The following is a 17957-nucleotide window of genomic DNA, read 5'->3' on the forward strand; positions in this document are numbered from 1 at the left end:
AGAAAACAAGTTTGGCAGCACATGAATAAAACGGAATTCAAAGATGTAGTTCTGAACAACAGGCCGGCATTTTAATTAAAGAACAAAACAAACAGCGCTTCCGAAAACCATTTACCAGTTGAATAACTTTCTTCCCATGTCAAATATCAGATATTGGATTCCCCTTTTTCTGGGTCTGTTGCTATTTACCTCCTGTTCAAGCACTGCCAGCCTTCAGCAGCCGGATTCCTCCCGTGATGCAGCAGGGGAGCTTCCCGACCTCTCGACCCATTATCTTTTCGGCGACACCCCCAATGATGCCGGCATGTGGCTACTGCCCCAAATTGAGGGTGCTGTTCATGCCGAAATGGCTTCCAAGGGTCTGCGCCTATCCTCCGATGAAATCTACAGCCCCAACACTCCTTCACTAAACCAGGCCATTGTTCGCCTGAATATCGGTGAAGGCGGCGGAGGGACGGCCTCTTTCGTCTCGGAACGGGGACTGCTGTTGACCAATCATCACGTAGCCTACGATGCCATCACCTCGGCAAGTACGGCCCGGCAGAACTACCTTGAGCAGGGATTTTACGCTGAGAACGGAGCAGAGGAAATTCCGGCTGAGGGGTATTCCCTTTATATCCCGGTTGAACAGACCGAAGTAACGGAACGGATCAGCGCTAAGATCCCGGATACCCTCAACAATTATGAACGCAGCGAGCTGGAACAGCAGGTCCGGCAGCAGCTAATTCAGCAGCGAAAAGAGGGCAACCAGGACCTGGTGGTAGAGATCGACGATTACTGGGCCGGCAATCGCCAGTTTATGGCTGTTTACAAAGTGATCCGGGACATCCGGCTGGTGTACGCCCCGCCCTCGTCCATCGGTAAATATGGCGGGGATGTAGACAACTGGGAGTGGCCGCGCCACACCGGTGATTATGCTTTCCTTCGCGCTTACGTGGGCCCCGACGGCAGCGGTAGAACCTATGATGAACAAAACATCCCATTTACGCCCTCACGACACCTGGCTATTGACGCAGACGGAGCGAAACCAACCGAATTTACCATGACCCTGGGGTTTCCCGGTTCCACCTACCGCTACCAGAGCAGCTATGCATTCAGCTTTTACCAGAATGTGCGCAATCCCGTAATGATCAAGGCGTTCCAGGCGATCCACGACGCGATGGAGTATGCGGCGGAGCAGGATGAGGATGTGAGAGTTGAGCAGGCCTCTGACCGCGCCTCGGTAGCAAACACGCTAAAGTACCTCAAAGGTGTTCAGGATGGATTTGACAAGTACGGAATCGTGCAGAGAAAAAAAGAACAGGAACAGCAGTTCCGGCAGTGGGTGGAAAGTGATTCGGCCCGCGATCTGCGCTACGGGCGTGTACTCAGCCAGCTGGAGCAGGCATTTGATATCGCTTCGCAAACCGGGGATCTGCTGTATGGCACCTATTATGCACTAAACAACAACACGCTTTTGCAGGCCGCCGGTTTGTATGACGACTATTTTACCTACGTTGAGCATCCCGACAGTCTCTCCTTTAGTGCCGGCCGAAAAGACACCCTTTTGATGCAGCACCGCCAGATGCTGGAATCGGTCAACCCCGAGGCCCAAACCATGATGCTGCAGCAGATGCTCCATATTATGGCATCGTTGCCCGCCGGCAAAAAACCACTCTTTTTCGTTGATCTTTTCGCAGATAAAAAGGGGGATGCGCTGGCAAAAGCGATCAATCATTATGTAGAAGACCGGCTGAAAAAATCGATGATTTACAGCCCCGCCCAGGCGGAACAACTCCTTGCTTCTCCTGTCGAAAAGTCATCCCCCCGGCCGGTCGACCCGCTGGTAGAGCTGTATCGTGCCATGTATGAGGCTTTTGAATTTAGCCGTAACAACTACTCCCAGCATTTTGCCTACCTTAATCCTGCCCGCGAACGGTACGTGGAGGGCATGCAACGATTCCGGCAGGACTCCACAGAATATCCCGATGCCAACTTCACGCTCCGGCTCAGCGGGGGACGCGTACTCGGGTACAGCACCACCGACGGCCTTTATAATTCGCCCTACACCACATTTGAAGGGATGATCGCCAAAGACACCGGTAAGGAGCCGTTTGATACGCCGCAGGAGCTCGAGGACTACTACAAAAACAGGTATACAGAGGATCCCGCCTCCGTTCCCTATACAACGGAATCCGGTCACCTTGTTGTCAACCTGCTGACTACGAATGACATAACGGGAGGGAATTCCGGGAGTCCACTGCTGGACGGTGACGGAGAGATTGTGGGTATCGCCTTCGACAGCAACTACGAGGGGGTAATTGGCGACTACTATTATGACCCCGACCTTAACCGTACCATCAACGTAGATATCCGCTACATGCTGTTTTTGATGGAGGAGTACAGCAGGGCCGACCGGCTGCTGGAAGAACTGGATATCATCCGGGATAACCCGGCGAATGCACTGCCGGAAGCCGCGGAATAACAAACTTCCGTGCAGCCAATTGAATTGCAGGAAAGCGTTGCAAAACCAGGGGTTTTGTCCAAGACCAACCCATGAGCCCATTCGGGGCTGAAGCTTATACCTCATAAATGAGGATTTCAAATGTGCAAAAATGACGGAATTGGGCAGAAGTATGGTTTAACAACGCCCTGCCCAAGGCGGAAGGGTTGTTATTCTCTATCTCAGACCTGCACCTCCCGGCCCATTTGCGAGAGCCACGCGATTGGGCCACCCTCCTCAAAGAGGGACTCGTTTCTTGCCATTTCAACGCAAACAGGCATTCTGGTTGAGATCCTTATGTCGAATTCAGGTTATCCTACCTCTTACGTCCACAACGTTTAAAGCCTGTTGAAGAGGAGAAGTCCCGGTTTTTACTTCCTCTTTTTGCTTGCTTTAAACGAATGGTAGTGCTCTTCAATCTCCTCGACCGAATCACCGCCGAATTTTTCCAGGAAAGCGTTCGCGATTACCGGGGCGATCACATTTTCGATTACGACGACCGCTCGAGGCAGCGCACATACATCAGAGCGCTCGTAGCGGGTATCCATCTCCTCCTTCGTATTCATATCCACGGTCTTCAGGGGCGTGAGCATGGTGGGAATCGGTTTCATCACCCCGCGAATGACTATCGGCATGCCGGTGGTGACGCCTCCTTCGAAGCCGCCAAGCCGATTGGTCCGGCGCCGGAACGCTCCATTTTCATGGGTGATTTCGTCGTGGACCTGATGTCCCGGGCGGCGACCGGCCTCAAAGCCAAGCCCGACCTCCACCCCTTTCATCGCCTGGGTACCCATGATGGCCTGGGCCAGCTGACCTTCCAGCTTGCGATCCCAGTGCACAAAACTGCCCAGCCCGGTGGGCACACCCGTTACCACAACCTCCCAGTGGCCTCCGAGTGAACTTCCCTCTTTTCTCCAGTGCTTGATCTCTTCGCGCATTTTGCGGGTCAGCTCCTCATCGAGGCAGCGCACGGGAGACTCGTCAGCAGCCCGAAATATCGTTTCGGCCCCCTTCTCCATCAGGGGATCGGCAACGGCACGCACATCCTGCCACTCATCTTCATACCCCACACTGCCGATACGAATTATATGACCGCCGATTTCGATACCAAAATGCTTGAGCAGTTTCCGTGCAATCGCACTTAATCCCACGCGCATGGCCGTCTCGCGGGCGCTGGACCGCTCAATAGCCGGCCGTATGTCGTCATACCGGTATTTCTGAACCCCCACGAGATCGGCATGTCCCGGCCGGGGGACGGTTATCGGGTCTACATCTTCGCCGTCTCCCTCCTTGTTCATTACTTTGGGCCAGCCGGTGTCATCTTTTTCAAACGCACGGTTGGGCAGCTGCAGGGCGATGGGGGTTCCCATCGTTTTCCCAAACCGGACGCCCGACAGTATTTCTGCTCTATCTTTTTCAAATGCCATCCGGCCACCGCGGCCATATCCTTTCTGGCGGCGCGCCAAGTGAAGGGCAATTTCATCTTCTGTAATCGGGAGGCCGGCGGGAATACCTTCTATAATTCCGGTTAGTTGTGGACCGTGCGATTCTCCTGCTGTTATATATCGAATCATGCTGTAGTAGGGTAAAACGGGTTGTTAGATTGCAATTTTCTATCCTGTACGCCAGTTCACAAACTTCCTTATTTACTGTAAATCAACCGCACAGGCGGGTTTAATATTCAGAGGATTTAATCTTTCATACCTGGGTTTTCCTTTATTTTCGCCGTCAGGTCTCAATATCAATATGCTCGTGCTTAATATAATCATGGCGGGAGACCCGCTCTTCCAGGGTGCGCGTATCATCACAGCCGCTTTCGCGCAGCTGCTCAATTCGGTCGACATCTCCAAGCACAACGAGGGAGTCCCCAACCTCGATGCTATCACTGCTGCCCGGGTTAAACTTGATGCGACTTGCATCTCCCTCGGGAATTATGGCGATGATAACGACAAAATATTTTTCCCTGATTCGCGCTTCTGAAAGTGTTTTTCCAGCCAGGTCGGACCCCTCGAACACTTTTACTTCATCAAAAATATGGTCCTGGGTAGTTCCCCCGAGAATTTTATCCATGAACTGATCCACATGCGGACGCAGTATCACGTTGGCCATCCGGTCGGCGCCGACCTCATAGGGAGAGATCACCTTGTTGGCCCCTGAACGCAATATTTTTTTTGTGTTGGAGCGCTGGTTGGTACGTACCAGAATAAAAATATCTTCGTTGAGTTCACGCGCAATCAGCGTTACAAACACATTGTCCTGATCGCGCGAAAGCGTGCAGATAAGCCCTTTGGCCCGTTCAATACCCGCTTCAATCAGCACATTTTCTTCCTGCGCATTTCCTTCCACGTACAAGAGCCGATCCTCTTTGATTCGATCAATGCTGGTATCCCGATTCTCCACCACCACTATCGGGATGTCCGCATCCCGCAACACCTGCCCGATACGGTGCCCGATGCGGCCATATCCACAGATTATGTAATGATTCTCCATTTTTTCCAGCTGCTTCTTCATAGCACGTTTTCTAAAAATTTCACTTTCAAATATAAGCTGTGTTGTCTGAGAGGCAATATACGATATTACCCCGATTCCCATCACAAACAGGGCCATCGTGTGGACCCGCCCCGCGTTGGAAAGGTTCTGCAGTTCGGAAAACCCGATGGTCGTTATCGTGATGAAAGTCATGTAGAAGCCATCAAAAAAATCCATACCTTCTATGAGGTGATATCCCGCCGACCCCACCAAAAAGATGATGCATAGAATACCGGTGGCCCCCAGTATCCTGAAGGCGACAATATTATTTATAATATCATTATAGATATTTCTCACGGTGTTTAAACGAACTGGTCGGAAATTAAGTTGACAATATAGCCGAAAAATAAAGCGTATGAAATGAAAACCACTTGTAAATTTAATAGTTTCCACCCCTGAAAATATAAACCGAAACACCCGAATGGAAGCTCTACAGAAACTGGGACAATACGGACTGCTGCTTTATCGCGCACTTCGATCTTCCTATGAGTATAATAATTACAAAAACAACCTGGTCAATGAACTCGTTAAGATAGGCTATGAGTCGTTACCCATAGTATTGTTGACGGGGGCATTTACCGGGGCCGTTATGACGCTTCAGACGGCCTACCAGCTCGAAATCGCCTATGTTCCGCAGTCGGTCATCGGCGCTATTGTTTCGGAATCGATTTTGATTGAGCTTGCAGCCGTGATTACCAGCCTGGTACTGGCAGGCAAGGTGGGCGCACGCATTGCCACCGAGCTGGGAACGATGCGGGTAAGCGAACAGATCGACGCGCTGGAATCGATGGGATTCAACTCCGTTTCGTTCCTGGTGGTACCACGCGTTCTGGCGGGCCTCATCATGTTTCCGATACTTTATATCGTGGCCTCGGCATCGGGTATTACCGGCGGACTCGTCGCCGCTGTAGTTTCCGGCGCTGTGCCGGCGGCCGAATATATGCAGGGGGCCCGAGAGTTTTTCTACCCCTGGGATGTCTCCTTTGGCCTGCTCAAAGCGTTTGTATTTGGCTACGTAATCACGTCAATATCATGCTACAAGGGATATTTTGCAACCGGTGGAGCCGAAGGGGTGGGAAACAGTACGACCCAGGCCACCGTATTAAGTTGTATATATGTTTTGCTGGCAGATTTCTTATTAGCCGCCATAATGTTGTAAATTGCAGGATTATATGATCGAGATAAAAAATCTAACCAAAAGCTTCGGCGACCTCCTGGTCTGGCAGGACGTCTCCTTCGATATTGAAGACGGGGAAACCCTGGCCATTATCGGTCGGTCGGGCTGCGGCAAGTCGGTGCTGGTGAAACATCTGAACGCGCTGATGTATCCCGACTCCGGCAAGGTGTTTATCGACGGCGAAAATGTTTTCGAGCTGGAGTACGTAGAGCTTCGCAAAATGCGCCAGCGATTTGGTGTTCTGTTCCAGGGATCGGCCCTGTTCGATTCGATCAATACATTTGAAAACGTGGCCTTCCCGATGCGGTATTTTACCGATTTTTCGGAGGAGAAGATCACCGAGAAGGTCCATGAGGCTCTCGAAATGGTAAATCTGCTGGAAGCGGCCGACAAAGACACCAGTGAGCTTTCGGGCGGAATGCGCCGCCGCGTGGCCCTGGCCCGCGCTACCGTGCTCCAGCCTGACTTTTTGATTTACGACGAGCCGACCTCGGGACTGGATCCCCAAACCTCCGATGAGATAAACGCGCTAATCACCTCAATGGCGAGCAATCTTAACATCACCTCTATTGTGGTAACGCACGACATCCACAGCGTACTGGATATTTCTGACAAGGTCGCTTTCCTGCACGAACAAAAACTGTGGTGGCACGGGCGTACCGACAGCATGAGCAGCAGCGGCAACAAAGAGCTACTCGACTTTATAAAGGCAAGTGAATATCAAATAAAAACAGACAAGGAGAATTTCATTGGCAAAAATCAGTAACGAACTGAAAGTTGCAATCACCATCATCGCGTCGCTGGTTGTGGCGTTTCTCGGGTTCAGAGTCATGCAAGACATGCCGGTTTTCCGGCAATCCCATAAAATAAACGCCTATTTCGACCGTGTGGACGGCCTCAGTGCGGGAAATTATGTGTATATCAACGGTGTAAAGGTCGGTTCTGTCAAACAGATCGAGCTGGCGGGGGGAGACAGTGTGCTTGTGGGGATGACATTCGATCTCGGTGTTGACATCCCCAGGGGATCTGTAGCCGTACTCGAGTCATCGGGACTTCTCAATGAAAAGGCAATTATCATCCAAAAAGGCACATCCGACGAGCTGGTCCCCTACGACGGGTACATCAAGGGGCGGTACGAGGGCGGCATGATGGAAACCCTCCAAAACGAGGGTGAAAAGCTGAGCAGCAATGTCTCCTCCTCATTCAACAAGCTTAATACACTGCTGGAACAACTCAACCGCACGCTGACCGAAGAAAACAGGGGCAGGATTGAACAAACGCTTTCCAACCTTGAGTCTACTTCAAACAACGTTTCCGAACTTGTCAACAGCAAGCGCGATGAGCTGGAGTCCAGCATCGATCACGCCAACTCCATATTGGCCAACATTGACACGCTGACCACCGACAACCGGGAGCAGATCGACTCCGCACTGGTTCAAATGAACAGCTCCCTGCAGGAGGTTGAACGCCTGAGCAAAGAGCTGACGGAAACCTCGAACCGGCTGAATACCATTATGGGTAAAATTGAGAATGGAGACGGCACGCTGGGCAAACTGGTCAACGATCCCTCCCTTTACAACCGTTACGACAGCCTGGCTGCGGAAATGAAAACTCTGATCGAAGGTATCAACAAGGATCCTCAGAAATATCTCAAACACATGCGGCTTATAGAGGTTTTTTAGGGATGTGAAGTGACGAAACCGGTTTAAATAACCCTTGCAGAGGACTCGACAAAACATTCGAATCATGTAACCTAATGGTTAGACATCAGGTTCTGAAAAGACTCTTGCAAACAATACTTTGGGCCTTGACCCGTAATAGAATTAACTTCGAACCCTTAATTGCTCTTAGTTCAGGCTTCTTGTATATTTACAAGCTTTATACAGGCTGTTACGAGGCCATTTGTAACGATTTTTCAAACTGAAATTTGTAGTAGATACGAGGTTTTTTGTTATGGGCGTAATGGAGAGAATGAGAAAGAACACCGGGGTAATCCTTTGGGTGTTGATTTTCTCTTTTGGTGTACTTTGGATTTTGGCTGACACACAGGTTTTTGATGCCATGCAGGCAGGTCCCCGCTCCCTGGGCAGTGTCAACGGGGATCCCATTTCGATGGAAGAATACAACAGCAGAATTAGCGGATATATCGATCGCTATTCGCAGCAGACCGGCAACTCCATCACCCCGGAGATGCGGGCTTACTACGAGGATCAGGCCTGGAATGAACTTGTAACCAGCAAGCTGTTGCAACAAAAGATGAGCGAGTTGGGAATCACTGTGACCGACCAGGAGGTTGTTGAGATGATCACCGGGGAAAATCCGGATCCGTTTATACGGCAACAGTTTCAGCGCGAGGATGGCACCATCGACCGGGTCGCCCTCCAGGCGGCTATTGAATCACCTGAAAACAGCCAGGTGTGGGTGATGATTGAACAGCAACTGCGCCAAAAGCGGCGCCAGGAAAAGATGAACAATTTTGTGCAGTCTTCAATGGTCGTCAGCAGCCATGAAGTTGAGCAGCAGTATCTGCGCGACAACACCACGGCCGACATCTCGTACCTGCGATTCCCCTATGCAGAAATTCCGGACAGCACTATTGAAGTTACCGAAAGCGACCTGCGGGAATATTACAATAACAACCAGGATCGCTACGAACAGAATGAGTCCTACCGGTTCAAATACGTAAGTTTTGACAAAACGCCGACCAGTGAAGACACCGCACGTACGTTCCGCGACCTGCGCAACATCCGCGACGATTTCGCACAGGCTGAAAATGATTCGTTATTCCTCTTCCAGCAGCAATCGACAACCGAATACAGCGCAGAATTTGTGGACAAGACGGAAATTCGGGAGGAATTCCGGCCGGTTCTGGACCTCGAGAATGGAGAGGTTAGTGAACCGATTCAAACCGGGGGAAAAGTAAACCTGCTGAAGAAAATAGATGAAACGCCGGAGCAGGTGAAGTTTGTTGTCCTCAGCTATGATATCCGGGCGGATCCCATAAACACAGTGGATGCCAGAGCCCAGGATGCGGATGATTTCAGTTATTTTGCCGAACAGAACGGATTTGAGGCCGAGGCTGAAAACAGCAATCTCCCCGTGCAGGAGGCATTTGCCACCAAAGACAATCCCTTTATTGCCGGCATCGGTCAAAGCCGGCAGATTTTAAACTACCTGGAAACATCCACGGAAGGAGATATCTCTACTCCCCTGGAGCTGAGCGGCCAGTTTGTCGTGCTCAAAGTGGATGAGATTATTCCAGAGGGCGTCCGACCGTTCGAGGAGGTCAGGGATCAGATTCACAACGTGGTACTGAATGAAAAACGCAAGGAGCAGGTGGCACAGCAGGTTCAGAACATGATCGACTCCAACTCCACGCTTGAGGCACTGGCCAGTGCTTCGGGCAAAGAGGTTATGACACAGGAAGGACTTCGAAAAAGCTCCGTGGTCATACAGGGGGCCGGCCGCGAGCCGGAAGTGATCGGTGCTGTATTTGGCCTGGATGAAGGGGAGACCTCAAACGTTCTCAAAGGCAACAGTGCTGTATTTGTAGTACGGGTTGAGAGCAAACGTGAGGCTGACCTGCAGGATCTGACCACCAGCACCCGGCAGCAGATTCGTCAGCAGCTTCAGCAGCAAAAAAGCAAATCCTACATGCAGGTATGGATGGAACAGCTCAGGGCTGACGCCGATATTGAAGACAACCGCGCACAACTGCTCCGCCAGGGCTAAATCCCATAAAAGTATAAAACAACGTTTTTTAAACACCGGGCAAGAGGAGCGATCTTCTTGCCCTTTTTATTTATCCGGTATCGTGGCAATGAAAACCCTGAAACTTCTGTTTTGGCAAGCGTAGAGGTTTTGTTTGATATGGTATCGGTCAAAATACTGATTTTTTAACAGCCTGCAGACCATCAATTTCTAATTCTATCTTACATCCTTGAGTTCACAAAGCTATAGCGAATCCGACAGAAAATGGATGAAGCTTGCCCTCGAAATAGCAGAGCGGGGAGCGGGCTACGTCTCTCCCAATCCCAAAGTGGGATGCGTCATTGTTTCCGGAGAGGGAAAAAAAATCAGTCAGGGCTACCACGAGCGCTACGGGCAGGCACATGCCGAAGTAAATGCCGTACAAAAAGTGAAAGATAAGGCGCTGTTGAAGGGGGCTACCGTGTATATCACCCTGGAACCTTGTGCCCATCACGGGCAGACGCCCCCCTGCTGCGAGATGCTCGGGGAACTCCCGATACGCCGGGTGGTGGTGGCGATGAAGGATCCCACCCAAAAAGTTAACGGCAAGGGTATCAAATACCTGCGGAATCGCGGTATTATCGTGGATGTTGGCCTGATGAAGGAAGAGGCGGAACAGTTGAATGAATTTTTTCTGCACTACCAGCGGTATGATCGTCCCTTTGTTACACTTAAAATTGCCCAAACTGCCGACGGATATATCGCCGCGCCGGATGGCGATTCCCAATGGATCTCCGGGCAGGCGGCGCGCGAGCAGGTGCATCGATGGCGAAGCCATTATGATGCCGTGATGGTCGGGCGCAATACGGCCCTGCTTGACAATCCACGCCTCACGGTACGCCACGTGGAGGGGCGGCAGCCGCGCCGTATAGTAATCGACGGTCCCCTGGAGCTTCCGAAAGATCTCAACCTGTTTACAGATCAATATGAGGAAAATACGATCGTCATTACCCACAACCGAAAAAAGTATGAAGAGAAAGCCGACCCGATGCTGAACATGCTGCAGTCCAACTACTTCCGGGGACAGACACTGCTGGTTCCCGAAGTTGAGGGGCACAGCGATCTGGAGTCGGCCATGCAGGGGCTCGCAGAGCTGGATATTACTTCAATCCTGGTGGAGGCGGGGCAGTCGCTCGCTACTGCGCTTATCAGGCAGCGGCTGGTTGACAAGCTGGAACTTTTTATCTCACCAAAGCTGTTGGGCGGCGGTACGCGCAGCTTGCTGGGCCTGGGCATCAATCGGATGAAGGAGATCATTGAACTCCGGGAGGAAACCTGGCAGCGGGTGGGAGACGACCTCCTACTGACCGGATATCTTTAATTATCAAATGCTAACTGGAATGTTCTATAACCAAAGTACACGAGCTACGGTTGAACATTCCCAATTATTTCAACAGACCAACAGATGTTTACTGGAATTATCGAAGAGACCGGGCTGATAAACCAGATAACCGAGCTGAACGGCGGCAAGGAATTTATCATATCAGCAGCATTTTCCGAAGAACTTAAAATCGACCAAAGTATCAGTATCAACGGGGCGTGTCATACCGTGACGAAATGTAATGAAACATCTTTCACTGTACAGAGCGTGGAAGAAACCCTGCGTAAAACAACGATGGGCAATTTGAGAGAGCAGGAGACGGTCAACCTGGAGCGCTCCATGACGATGGACAAGCTGCTGGACGGGCACATCGTACAGGGGCATGTTGACTGTGTCGGCACTATTACCTCAATCGAGGCGGAAGGCACCGACCACCTGCTCACTGTAGAATACCCTGGGGAGCATAAAAATCTTATCGTCGGGCGCGGGAGCATCGCCCTGGACGGCATCAGCCTTACCGTTGCGCGGGAGACCGTACCGCAGTTTACCGTCGCCATTATCCCGTACACCTGGGAACACACCAATCTGCAAAACAAAGAAGAAGGCGATATGGTGAACCTGGAATTTGACGTGCTGGGGAAATATGTGGCGCGAAATTTGGAGGTGAAGGGTGAGGTGTGAGATGTCAGACGTCAGACGTCAGACGTGAGAGGTTGTCAGATGTCAGGCGGGGCTATTTCAACGTTTTATGACAAAATTATGGGTTGAGATTGTATATTTCGTAATAAAGATTGTTTGGAGATAATGGTCAACCAGTATCCGAAATCCAGTCCGGAATACCTCAGAATCCGTAACCGCCGCGGCCGCGGCCGGTTGGTGAGGAGCTGCGTTCCAGGTTGTTGAGTCCCGGTAGTTTCTGGATAATACCGGCCAGCTGACCGCTGTCTACGCTCAGGCGAAAGAAAAAATACTGGAAATCGCCAAATGGATTCATTTCAAACGAAAGATTCCAGCAATGCAGATCCCTGCTCAGGGAAAACCGGGATGGCGTGAGCCCTTCGTCAATAAAGTCATATCCAAGCTGTGTGCTGAACTGCCACTTGGGAGTCAACCGAAACTGGATGTTGTTGGCGTTAAGCGTAGCCGAAGTGTTGGGAGATCCATTTGGGTTAAGCGACCAGCGATAGCTAAAGTTGAACGAGACCCTCAGCGGCGATTTCAACGGCTGCACCGGGCGCCGGTTGAAACGGGGATCAAAGCCCCGGAACATCCGCTGGTTAAAGGGGTCATAGCTCGCGGGATAGCTCGGCTCCCCCATCTGGATGCCCTGTCCCCGGCCGCCCCAGTCGAACGAGGTGCTGGCACTGACGCTCCAGTTCGTCGGTTCCAAAAGTCGGTTCCCTTTTTCCCACAAAAAGTTGTCGATTTTTCGGCCGTTTTCATCCCGCTGATAAAAATTAAACCGCGCACTGGCGCGGATATTCACACCCTCCACCACCGACGTTGAAAAATTCGCATTCAGGTCACTGAGCTTTATACTGTCGGCCGCAAAATTGTAATTTGTTGAAAAGTTGAGCTGATCAACAAGCCTGATGTTCCGTTCATTTTTCTCCCCGAGCGAATCGCGCTTTACCTGTTTGGCTTCAAACACGTTGTCCAGGCTAAAGCTCAATGAGCGGGACTCTCCGCTGCCCGGGCCCCTGAACACCTCATCCTCAAAAATGGAATATTTCTGCGTGCGGTTGCCTGTCGAATCGGTTTGGACCTCGCGGTAATAGCCCCAATAGTCGCTGCTGAAATCCGGCCTGTAGTTAAAGGAAAGCGTAGGCCGAACCGTATGCCGGAAGGCCGTGATATTGCCGATATTCTGGTTCCACAACCCGTAGAAGGTGGTGTTCATGCTCAGGCCGGTATTAAAATCGCGGGCCGATTCAAACCCCCGCACCTTTTCCGTCTCCACCCTGTTGGAATCGGGATTAAACGTCTTGCGGATGCTGGTGGGAAACCAGTACTCGTTGTAGTTCAGGCTCGGGTTTAAATTCACAAAATTGCCCGGCCACAGGTCACCGAGGCTGAAACTCAAATTCTGTTCAAACCCGTAGCGAAAATGCTCGTCGCTTCCCGTGGCTTCCCGGTACTTGGCGGGATCAAAAAGAGCTTCAAGCCAGTTGATCCTGGCAGAGTCTCCGCGGGTGGGCTGAAACTCGTAGTCCGACTCAAACTGGTTTTGATACCGAATACTGAGCTGTTCCCAGAAGGTGGGATCTCCCCCGGTTCGATTTCCACTGGAAAATGGCGAAAACTGCTCCAGGCTAAAATTCATTTTGGGACCGGACAGCCGCACCGTATTGGTCCTGAAGTTCTGGTTTTGATTGGCGGAGATACTGAAATTATAGGCATTTTCGGGATGGCGGTACCGGTAGTTTAAGCTGGAACTGGTGCTGGTTTGAGCCCGCTCGTTGGGATCGTAGGAGTTGCGTTTGAAATAATTTGAGGTTCGATAATTTATGTTTGTCGAAAAGCTGGCATACGGCGAAATGGTCTGGCTGTGATTTATGCTCACCCGTTTGGCAACCGTGGTATTGAAACCGGGATCGGTGGCCTCGAGGCTGGAGTTCTCGCGCGAATACCCGACCTGAACACTGCCGTTAAACCGATCCCTCACATTGTACTGGGAGCTGGCATCCAGGAAGAAGGTCCCGGAGGTAAAAATATCTACAGAGGCCTGGCCCACGAGGTGTTCATTAAAATGCTGAAACCATCCCAGGTTTTGCAGACCCAGCCCCCTTGAATCGGTCTCCTGGAAGGCGTACGTGGGCTGCAGGAGACCCGACTGCCGCTGGTCAATGCCCTTGAGAGGGAGGTATCCGAACGGGAACACCAGCGGGTAGGGGATATCGAGAATAAAGAGCCGGGCCCGGGTAAAGAACACTTCATCCCGGTCCACCACTTTCATCCGGTCGGCCTTGATATAATAGTGGGGATGATCCAGCGTGCAGGTGGAGTAGATGCCATCTTCCACGAAGACGGTGTGCCGATCGGCATTTTTGACTCTTTGACCGATCAGGTTTCCCTGTTGCATCTTCGTACGCGCAACTTCGAACCGCCCTTTCTCCGATTGGTAGTTAAAACTGATGCTGTTGCTTCTTATGCGTTCCTGCTCTCGCTGCAGCACCGGCTGTGAGAGGGAATCTTCCGGGGTCTGGGTACTGGCATTGACCTCATGCCTGTTCAGGTCCATCGTTATTTTTCCCGCTGTAAGTTCACCCGAGGTGTGGGTCACCTTCGACTGACCGTAGAGCGTGGCATTACGCTGGTTTTTAAAGTTGAACACCAGGGAATCACGCGCAGAAAAGTTGACTTGCCCCTCCTGCTGGGGCTGTCCTCCTCCAGGTCCCGCGCCCATCTGCCCCTGTTGGCCTGCACGCTGCATCTGTTGGCGCTGCTGCTGTTGCAGGTCAGGAGTCTGGCGAGCGTCTTGCAGGGTATCTGTCTCTACGGTATCGGGCTGAGCCTGATCGACCTGGGCATACAATCTTTCAGCAGAACCCAGCAGGAGCAACAGCAGTAGTGCGCCGATGCAACTCTTCGTATGTAGACCCACCACATTATCCATAAAAAATGAAGCTGCAATACCATTTATCATCAGAAGAGTAATAACCCAAAAAAGAACGATAAATTATAGTAGAAAAGAGAAGCGGCAGACAAACAGTTGTAAAGGGGAATGCATTACTCTTGTTCACGGATCTTGTACACCACGTCCCCTTCTTTGCGCATTCCGTATTTCTCGCGGGCGATCCGTTCCAGCAGTGCGGAATCTGATTTCAGATCTTCAATCTTGTCTTTTAACTCGACAGTTTCAGCTTCCAGTTGCCGGGTTTTCAGCTTTAGATCCTCCTTGCGTTCACTCAGCTGGTACCGCGTAAGCAGGCTGTAAGTATCGATAAATGCAAACCATACGAATACAAACCCTCCCAGGACCAGGAGAAGAAAAGACTTGCGCCAGTTCAGGGGGTTGATCAATTTCCAGTTCATCAAATGGGGTGCTAAAAAGCTGATATTTATCGGTAATGGACCTCAAAATAGTGCAATTTTCGTAATAATAGCAATTTTAAAGCTGAGCTAATGATTAAAATTATGCGATCCTGTATGACATCTCTTGCCACCCCTAAAGCATCGGCTTTCTGTCTGCCGGGTGTTGCTGCAAAAAATTACTATTTCGGCTTCCCGGTTTGCCGCACATCGGTTGCCGAAATCCCCAAAAAGTTTTGTATCCTTCGGCACCGTAGGGTTCTGTATCAGGATCATTTAATCTAAGAAACAGTAGTTTTTCGAACGGATCTACGCCATGAATGAATCTATTGACGCCCTGCAGCTAAATTTGGGGGACGGCGGGTTGCTGGCCATGAATATTTCCCTGGCGTTCATCATGTTCGGAGTGGCGCTGGAGCTGACTGTCGACGACTTCAGGCGATTGGCTAACGAGCCCAAATCCACGCTTGTCGGTGTCTTTTCCCAGTTTATTATATTGCCGGTGCTCACCTTTCTTCTGGTTCTTTTTTTTGAACCTCATCCCAGCATGGCGCTTGGCATGTTTATGGTTGCTACGTGTCCGGGCGGCAACATTTCCAACTTTTTCTCCCTGCTCGCCAACGGCAATGCCGCACTTTCAGTGACGATGACCGCCATTGCCACGCTCGGGGCCATCCTGATAACACCATTCAACTTTACCTTGTGGGCCAGCTTTTATGAGCCCACTGGTGTTATGCTCAAAGAGATCCATATCAACCTCTGGGAAGTCTTTAAAATTATCGGGTTAATTTTGGGGATACCGTTGTTGCTGGGCATGACGGTACGGCACTTCAGGGAGCCGTGGGCTACGAAGATATCGAGCTGGATCAAGGGTTTCGGCATTCTCTTTTTCTCTGCCTTTGTGCTTGTGGCTTTTGCCATGAATTACGATAATTTTATCAACTACGTGCACCTTGTTATCGGACTCGTCTTTTTCCACAACGCCTTTGCCCTGACCGGCGGCTACGGGCTGGCATCAATTTTTGACTTGTCAAGGTCCGATCGCAAATCGATCGCCATTGAAACCGGTATTCAGAACTCCGGACTGGGTCTACTGCTTATTTTTAACTTTTTTGATGGCCTGGGTGGCATGGCCCTGGTGGCGGCGTGGTGGGGCATCTGGCATATTGTTACCGGCCTTGCCCTCGGGTGGTACTGGTCTGTGGGCAAATCAACCCTACAGCGGGTATTCAGCAATGCATAAAAAATCAGGACCCGGCTTTGGAGTAACTAATTCACAATCAGCCTTGTCATGCATGAAGGGCTACACTTAATTGGTTAATTGGTCATCCAGAAGGCGTTCTCAAAATGTTTGAAACGGGGAGCTTCATTCTCCTTTTGTACAATTGATATGACGTCAAAACGGACCGGTGCTCCATCCATCTTTCTCTCGTAGAGCCAGGCTTCGGCCGCCTTGAAAATATTCTGCTTTTTCTGCTCCGAAATAGCGTCCTCAGGTTCTCCGAAGGTGGTATCCGATCGGTATTTCACTTCCACGAAAACGATCTGCTTCTCATCGTAGGCTACGATATCGACCTCGGCGCGCTTAAAAAAATAGTTGCGTTCCAGAACCGTGTACTCCTTCGATTCCAGGTAGGAAGCCGCCAGGTCTTCACCCTCGTCGCCGATCTGTCGCGGGTGCTTACTGGTCATCGTCCACCGGCAGTTTGATGGTATCAGGCAGTTTTCCTTTCATCGACTCTTTCAATTCCGCCAGCTTTACCAGTTGCTTTAAAAATTTCAGGTTGTTTTTGTTGATGTAGGGCAGGAGGGCGGACGTAAAGCGTTCAAACATCTCCAGGAAAGTCATAAAATTTTCGATCCGCTCCCTGAACTCCTGTTCCTCTTCTGTCTGGGCACCGCCTTCGGCTTCAAACACCTCCAGGCATTCCTGCAGGTTTTGCCGGATCGGGGCCACCTCCCGCTGCTGCCGCTCGCGAACAATGGTGGATACGATATTCCAGACATCCTTTTCCGCCGTGTAATAGTCCTTACGTTTGCCCTTGAAATGGACTTTGTGGATGAGCTGCCAATTCAGCAGGTTACGCAGGTTCATGTTGGCATTTCCCCGGCTGATATCCAGCTGCTCCATAATCGTGTCGGTATCCAGCGGGTCGGCCTCGGCGTACAGGAGCGCATGAATCTGGGCCATCGTCTTGTTGATTCCCCACGCCGACGCCATTTCTCCCCAAAGCAACACAAATTGCTCTAACGCCTGCTTGTGCTGTTCTGAGCGGGTTTGTTGACTCACGGCGGATTATCCTGTGCTGGTTAGCTGCTTTCGGAAGTGGAAGATTCAGTCTTCGATTCGGATGCAGATGCAGCTGCTCCGTTTCCGGCCGATCCATTGCCGTTTTTCTGCTCTTTTCTCTTGTAATCGGTGATGTAAAAGCCGTCACCCTTATACACCACGCCTCCTCCACCGGTGATCAAACGCTTTACTTTTTGACCGGTTTCGGGGCATTTTTCCAGCGGGTCATCGTTGATCCCCTGGGTAACTTCAAAGGTGGATCCGTCTTCTCGTTTGTATTCGTATGTAGGCATAGTTATTCAATTTGTTAAGGGTTTAGGGCACTAACTAAACATAAAGCGTGCCAAAATCACCTTTTTGTACAAAAATTCAGTGT

Annotated in this window: 15 protein-coding genes; 8 read left to right on the forward strand and 7 right to left on the reverse strand. The window is 50.9% G+C overall.

Annotated features, from left to right (window positions below):
- Positions 1–136 precede the first annotated feature (136 nt).
- Positions 137–2464 carry a S46 family peptidase gene (locus ACG2F4_RS00865; protein WP_395257334.1) on the forward strand — a complete coding sequence of 776 codons (2328 nt, stop codon included), beginning with the start codon at positions 137–139 and terminating at the stop codon, positions 2462–2464.
- 389 nt (positions 2465–2853) lie between these two features.
- Here the strand turns inward: ACG2F4_RS00865 and aroC are convergent, their stop codons facing one another.
- Both aroC and ACG2F4_RS00875 read right to left on the reverse strand, forming a co-directional pair.
- The gene (gene aroC / locus ACG2F4_RS00870; RefSeq protein ID WP_395257336.1) at positions 2854–4056 is read right to left on the reverse strand and encodes a chorismate synthase; all 1203 of its coding nucleotides are present in this window, start codon (positions 4054–4056) and stop codon (positions 2854–2856) included.
- Between the two features lie 154 nt (positions 4057–4210).
- Positions 4211–5308 (reverse strand): potassium channel family protein, encoded by a 1098-nt coding sequence (locus ACG2F4_RS00875; protein ID WP_395257338.1) that lies wholly within the window; start codon positions 5306–5308, stop codon positions 4211–4213.
- A 124-nt stretch (positions 5309–5432) separates the two neighbouring features.
- Between ACG2F4_RS00875 and ACG2F4_RS00880 the strand changes: the two genes are divergently transcribed.
- From ACG2F4_RS00880 to ACG2F4_RS00905, 6 genes are all read left to right on the forward strand, one after another.
- Positions 5433–6170, forward strand: coding sequence for an MlaE family ABC transporter permease (locus ACG2F4_RS00880; RefSeq protein ID WP_395257340.1), 738 nt, complete (start codon positions 5433–5435; stop codon positions 6168–6170).
- Positions 6171–6183: 13 nt separating this feature from the next.
- Positions 6184–6954: an ABC transporter ATP-binding protein gene (locus tag ACG2F4_RS00885; protein WP_395257342.1), complete on the forward strand. Its 771-nt coding sequence runs from the start codon at positions 6184–6186 to the stop codon at positions 6952–6954.
- Positions 6938–7870, forward strand: a complete 933-nt coding sequence (locus ACG2F4_RS00890) for an MlaD family protein (protein ID WP_395257344.1) — start codon at positions 6938–6940, stop codon at positions 7868–7870. The genes ACG2F4_RS00885 and ACG2F4_RS00890 overlap by 17 nt, the downstream gene beginning before the upstream one ends.
- Positions 7871–8159: 289 nt before the next feature.
- On the forward strand, positions 8160–9920 hold the full coding sequence (locus tag ACG2F4_RS00895) for a SurA N-terminal domain-containing protein (RefSeq protein ID WP_395257346.1): 1761 nt from the start codon (positions 8160–8162) through the stop codon (positions 9918–9920).
- A gap of 208 nt (positions 9921–10128) precedes the next feature.
- On the forward strand, positions 10129–11259 hold the full coding sequence (gene ribD, locus ACG2F4_RS00900; protein WP_395257348.1) for a bifunctional diaminohydroxyphosphoribosylaminopyrimidine deaminase/5-amino-6-(5-phosphoribosylamino)uracil reductase RibD: 1131 nt from the start codon (positions 10129–10131) through the stop codon (positions 11257–11259).
- A gap of 84 nt (positions 11260–11343) precedes the next feature.
- Positions 11344–11940 (forward strand): riboflavin synthase, encoded by a 597-nt coding sequence (locus tag ACG2F4_RS00905; protein ID WP_395257350.1) that lies wholly within the window; start codon positions 11344–11346, stop codon positions 11938–11940.
- A gap of 160 nt (positions 11941–12100) precedes the next feature.
- Here ACG2F4_RS00905 and ACG2F4_RS00910 read toward each other — a convergent pair whose 3' ends face one another.
- Both ACG2F4_RS00910 and ACG2F4_RS00915 read right to left on the reverse strand, forming a co-directional pair.
- The gene (locus ACG2F4_RS00910; RefSeq protein WP_395257352.1) at positions 12101–14905 is read right to left on the reverse strand and encodes a putative LPS assembly protein LptD; all 2805 of its coding nucleotides are present in this window, start codon (positions 14903–14905) and stop codon (positions 12101–12103) included.
- A gap of 83 nt (positions 14906–14988) precedes the next feature.
- Positions 14989–15294 carry a septum formation initiator family protein gene (locus ACG2F4_RS00915; protein ID WP_395257354.1) on the reverse strand — a complete coding sequence of 102 codons (306 nt, stop codon included), beginning with the start codon at positions 15292–15294 and terminating at the stop codon, positions 14989–14991.
- Positions 15295–15607: 313 nt separating this feature from the next.
- On the opposite strand from ACG2F4_RS00915, the gene ACG2F4_RS00920 reads away from it, so the two are divergent.
- Positions 15608–16534: a bile acid:sodium symporter family protein gene (locus tag ACG2F4_RS00920; RefSeq protein ID WP_395257356.1), complete on the forward strand. Its 927-nt coding sequence runs from the start codon at positions 15608–15610 to the stop codon at positions 16532–16534.
- A gap of 74 nt (positions 16535–16608) precedes the next feature.
- On the opposite strand, the gene ACG2F4_RS00925 is transcribed toward ACG2F4_RS00920, so the two are convergent.
- The 3 genes from ACG2F4_RS00925 to ACG2F4_RS00935 are packed head-to-tail and all read right to left on the reverse strand — an operon-like array spanning position 16609 to position 17874.
- On the reverse strand, positions 16609–16983 hold the full coding sequence (locus ACG2F4_RS00925) for a YraN family protein (protein WP_395257358.1): 375 nt from the start codon (positions 16981–16983) through the stop codon (positions 16609–16611).
- The gene (locus ACG2F4_RS00930) at positions 16973–17581 is read right to left on the reverse strand and encodes a GbsR/MarR family transcriptional regulator (RefSeq protein ID WP_395257360.1); all 609 of its coding nucleotides are present in this window, start codon (positions 17579–17581) and stop codon (positions 16973–16975) included. The genes ACG2F4_RS00925 and ACG2F4_RS00930 overlap by 11 nt, the downstream gene beginning before the upstream one ends.
- 20 nt (positions 17582–17601) lie before the next feature.
- Positions 17602–17874, reverse strand: a complete 273-nt coding sequence (locus ACG2F4_RS00935) for an FmdB family zinc ribbon protein (protein WP_395257362.1) — start codon at positions 17872–17874, stop codon at positions 17602–17604.
- Between the last annotated feature and the right edge of the window lie 83 nt (positions 17875–17957).

This window comes from Halalkalibaculum sp. DA3122, from assembly GCF_043951865.1.
Taxonomy (GTDB): Bacteria; Bacteroidota; Rhodothermia; order Balneolales; family Balneolaceae; genus JAMQKA01.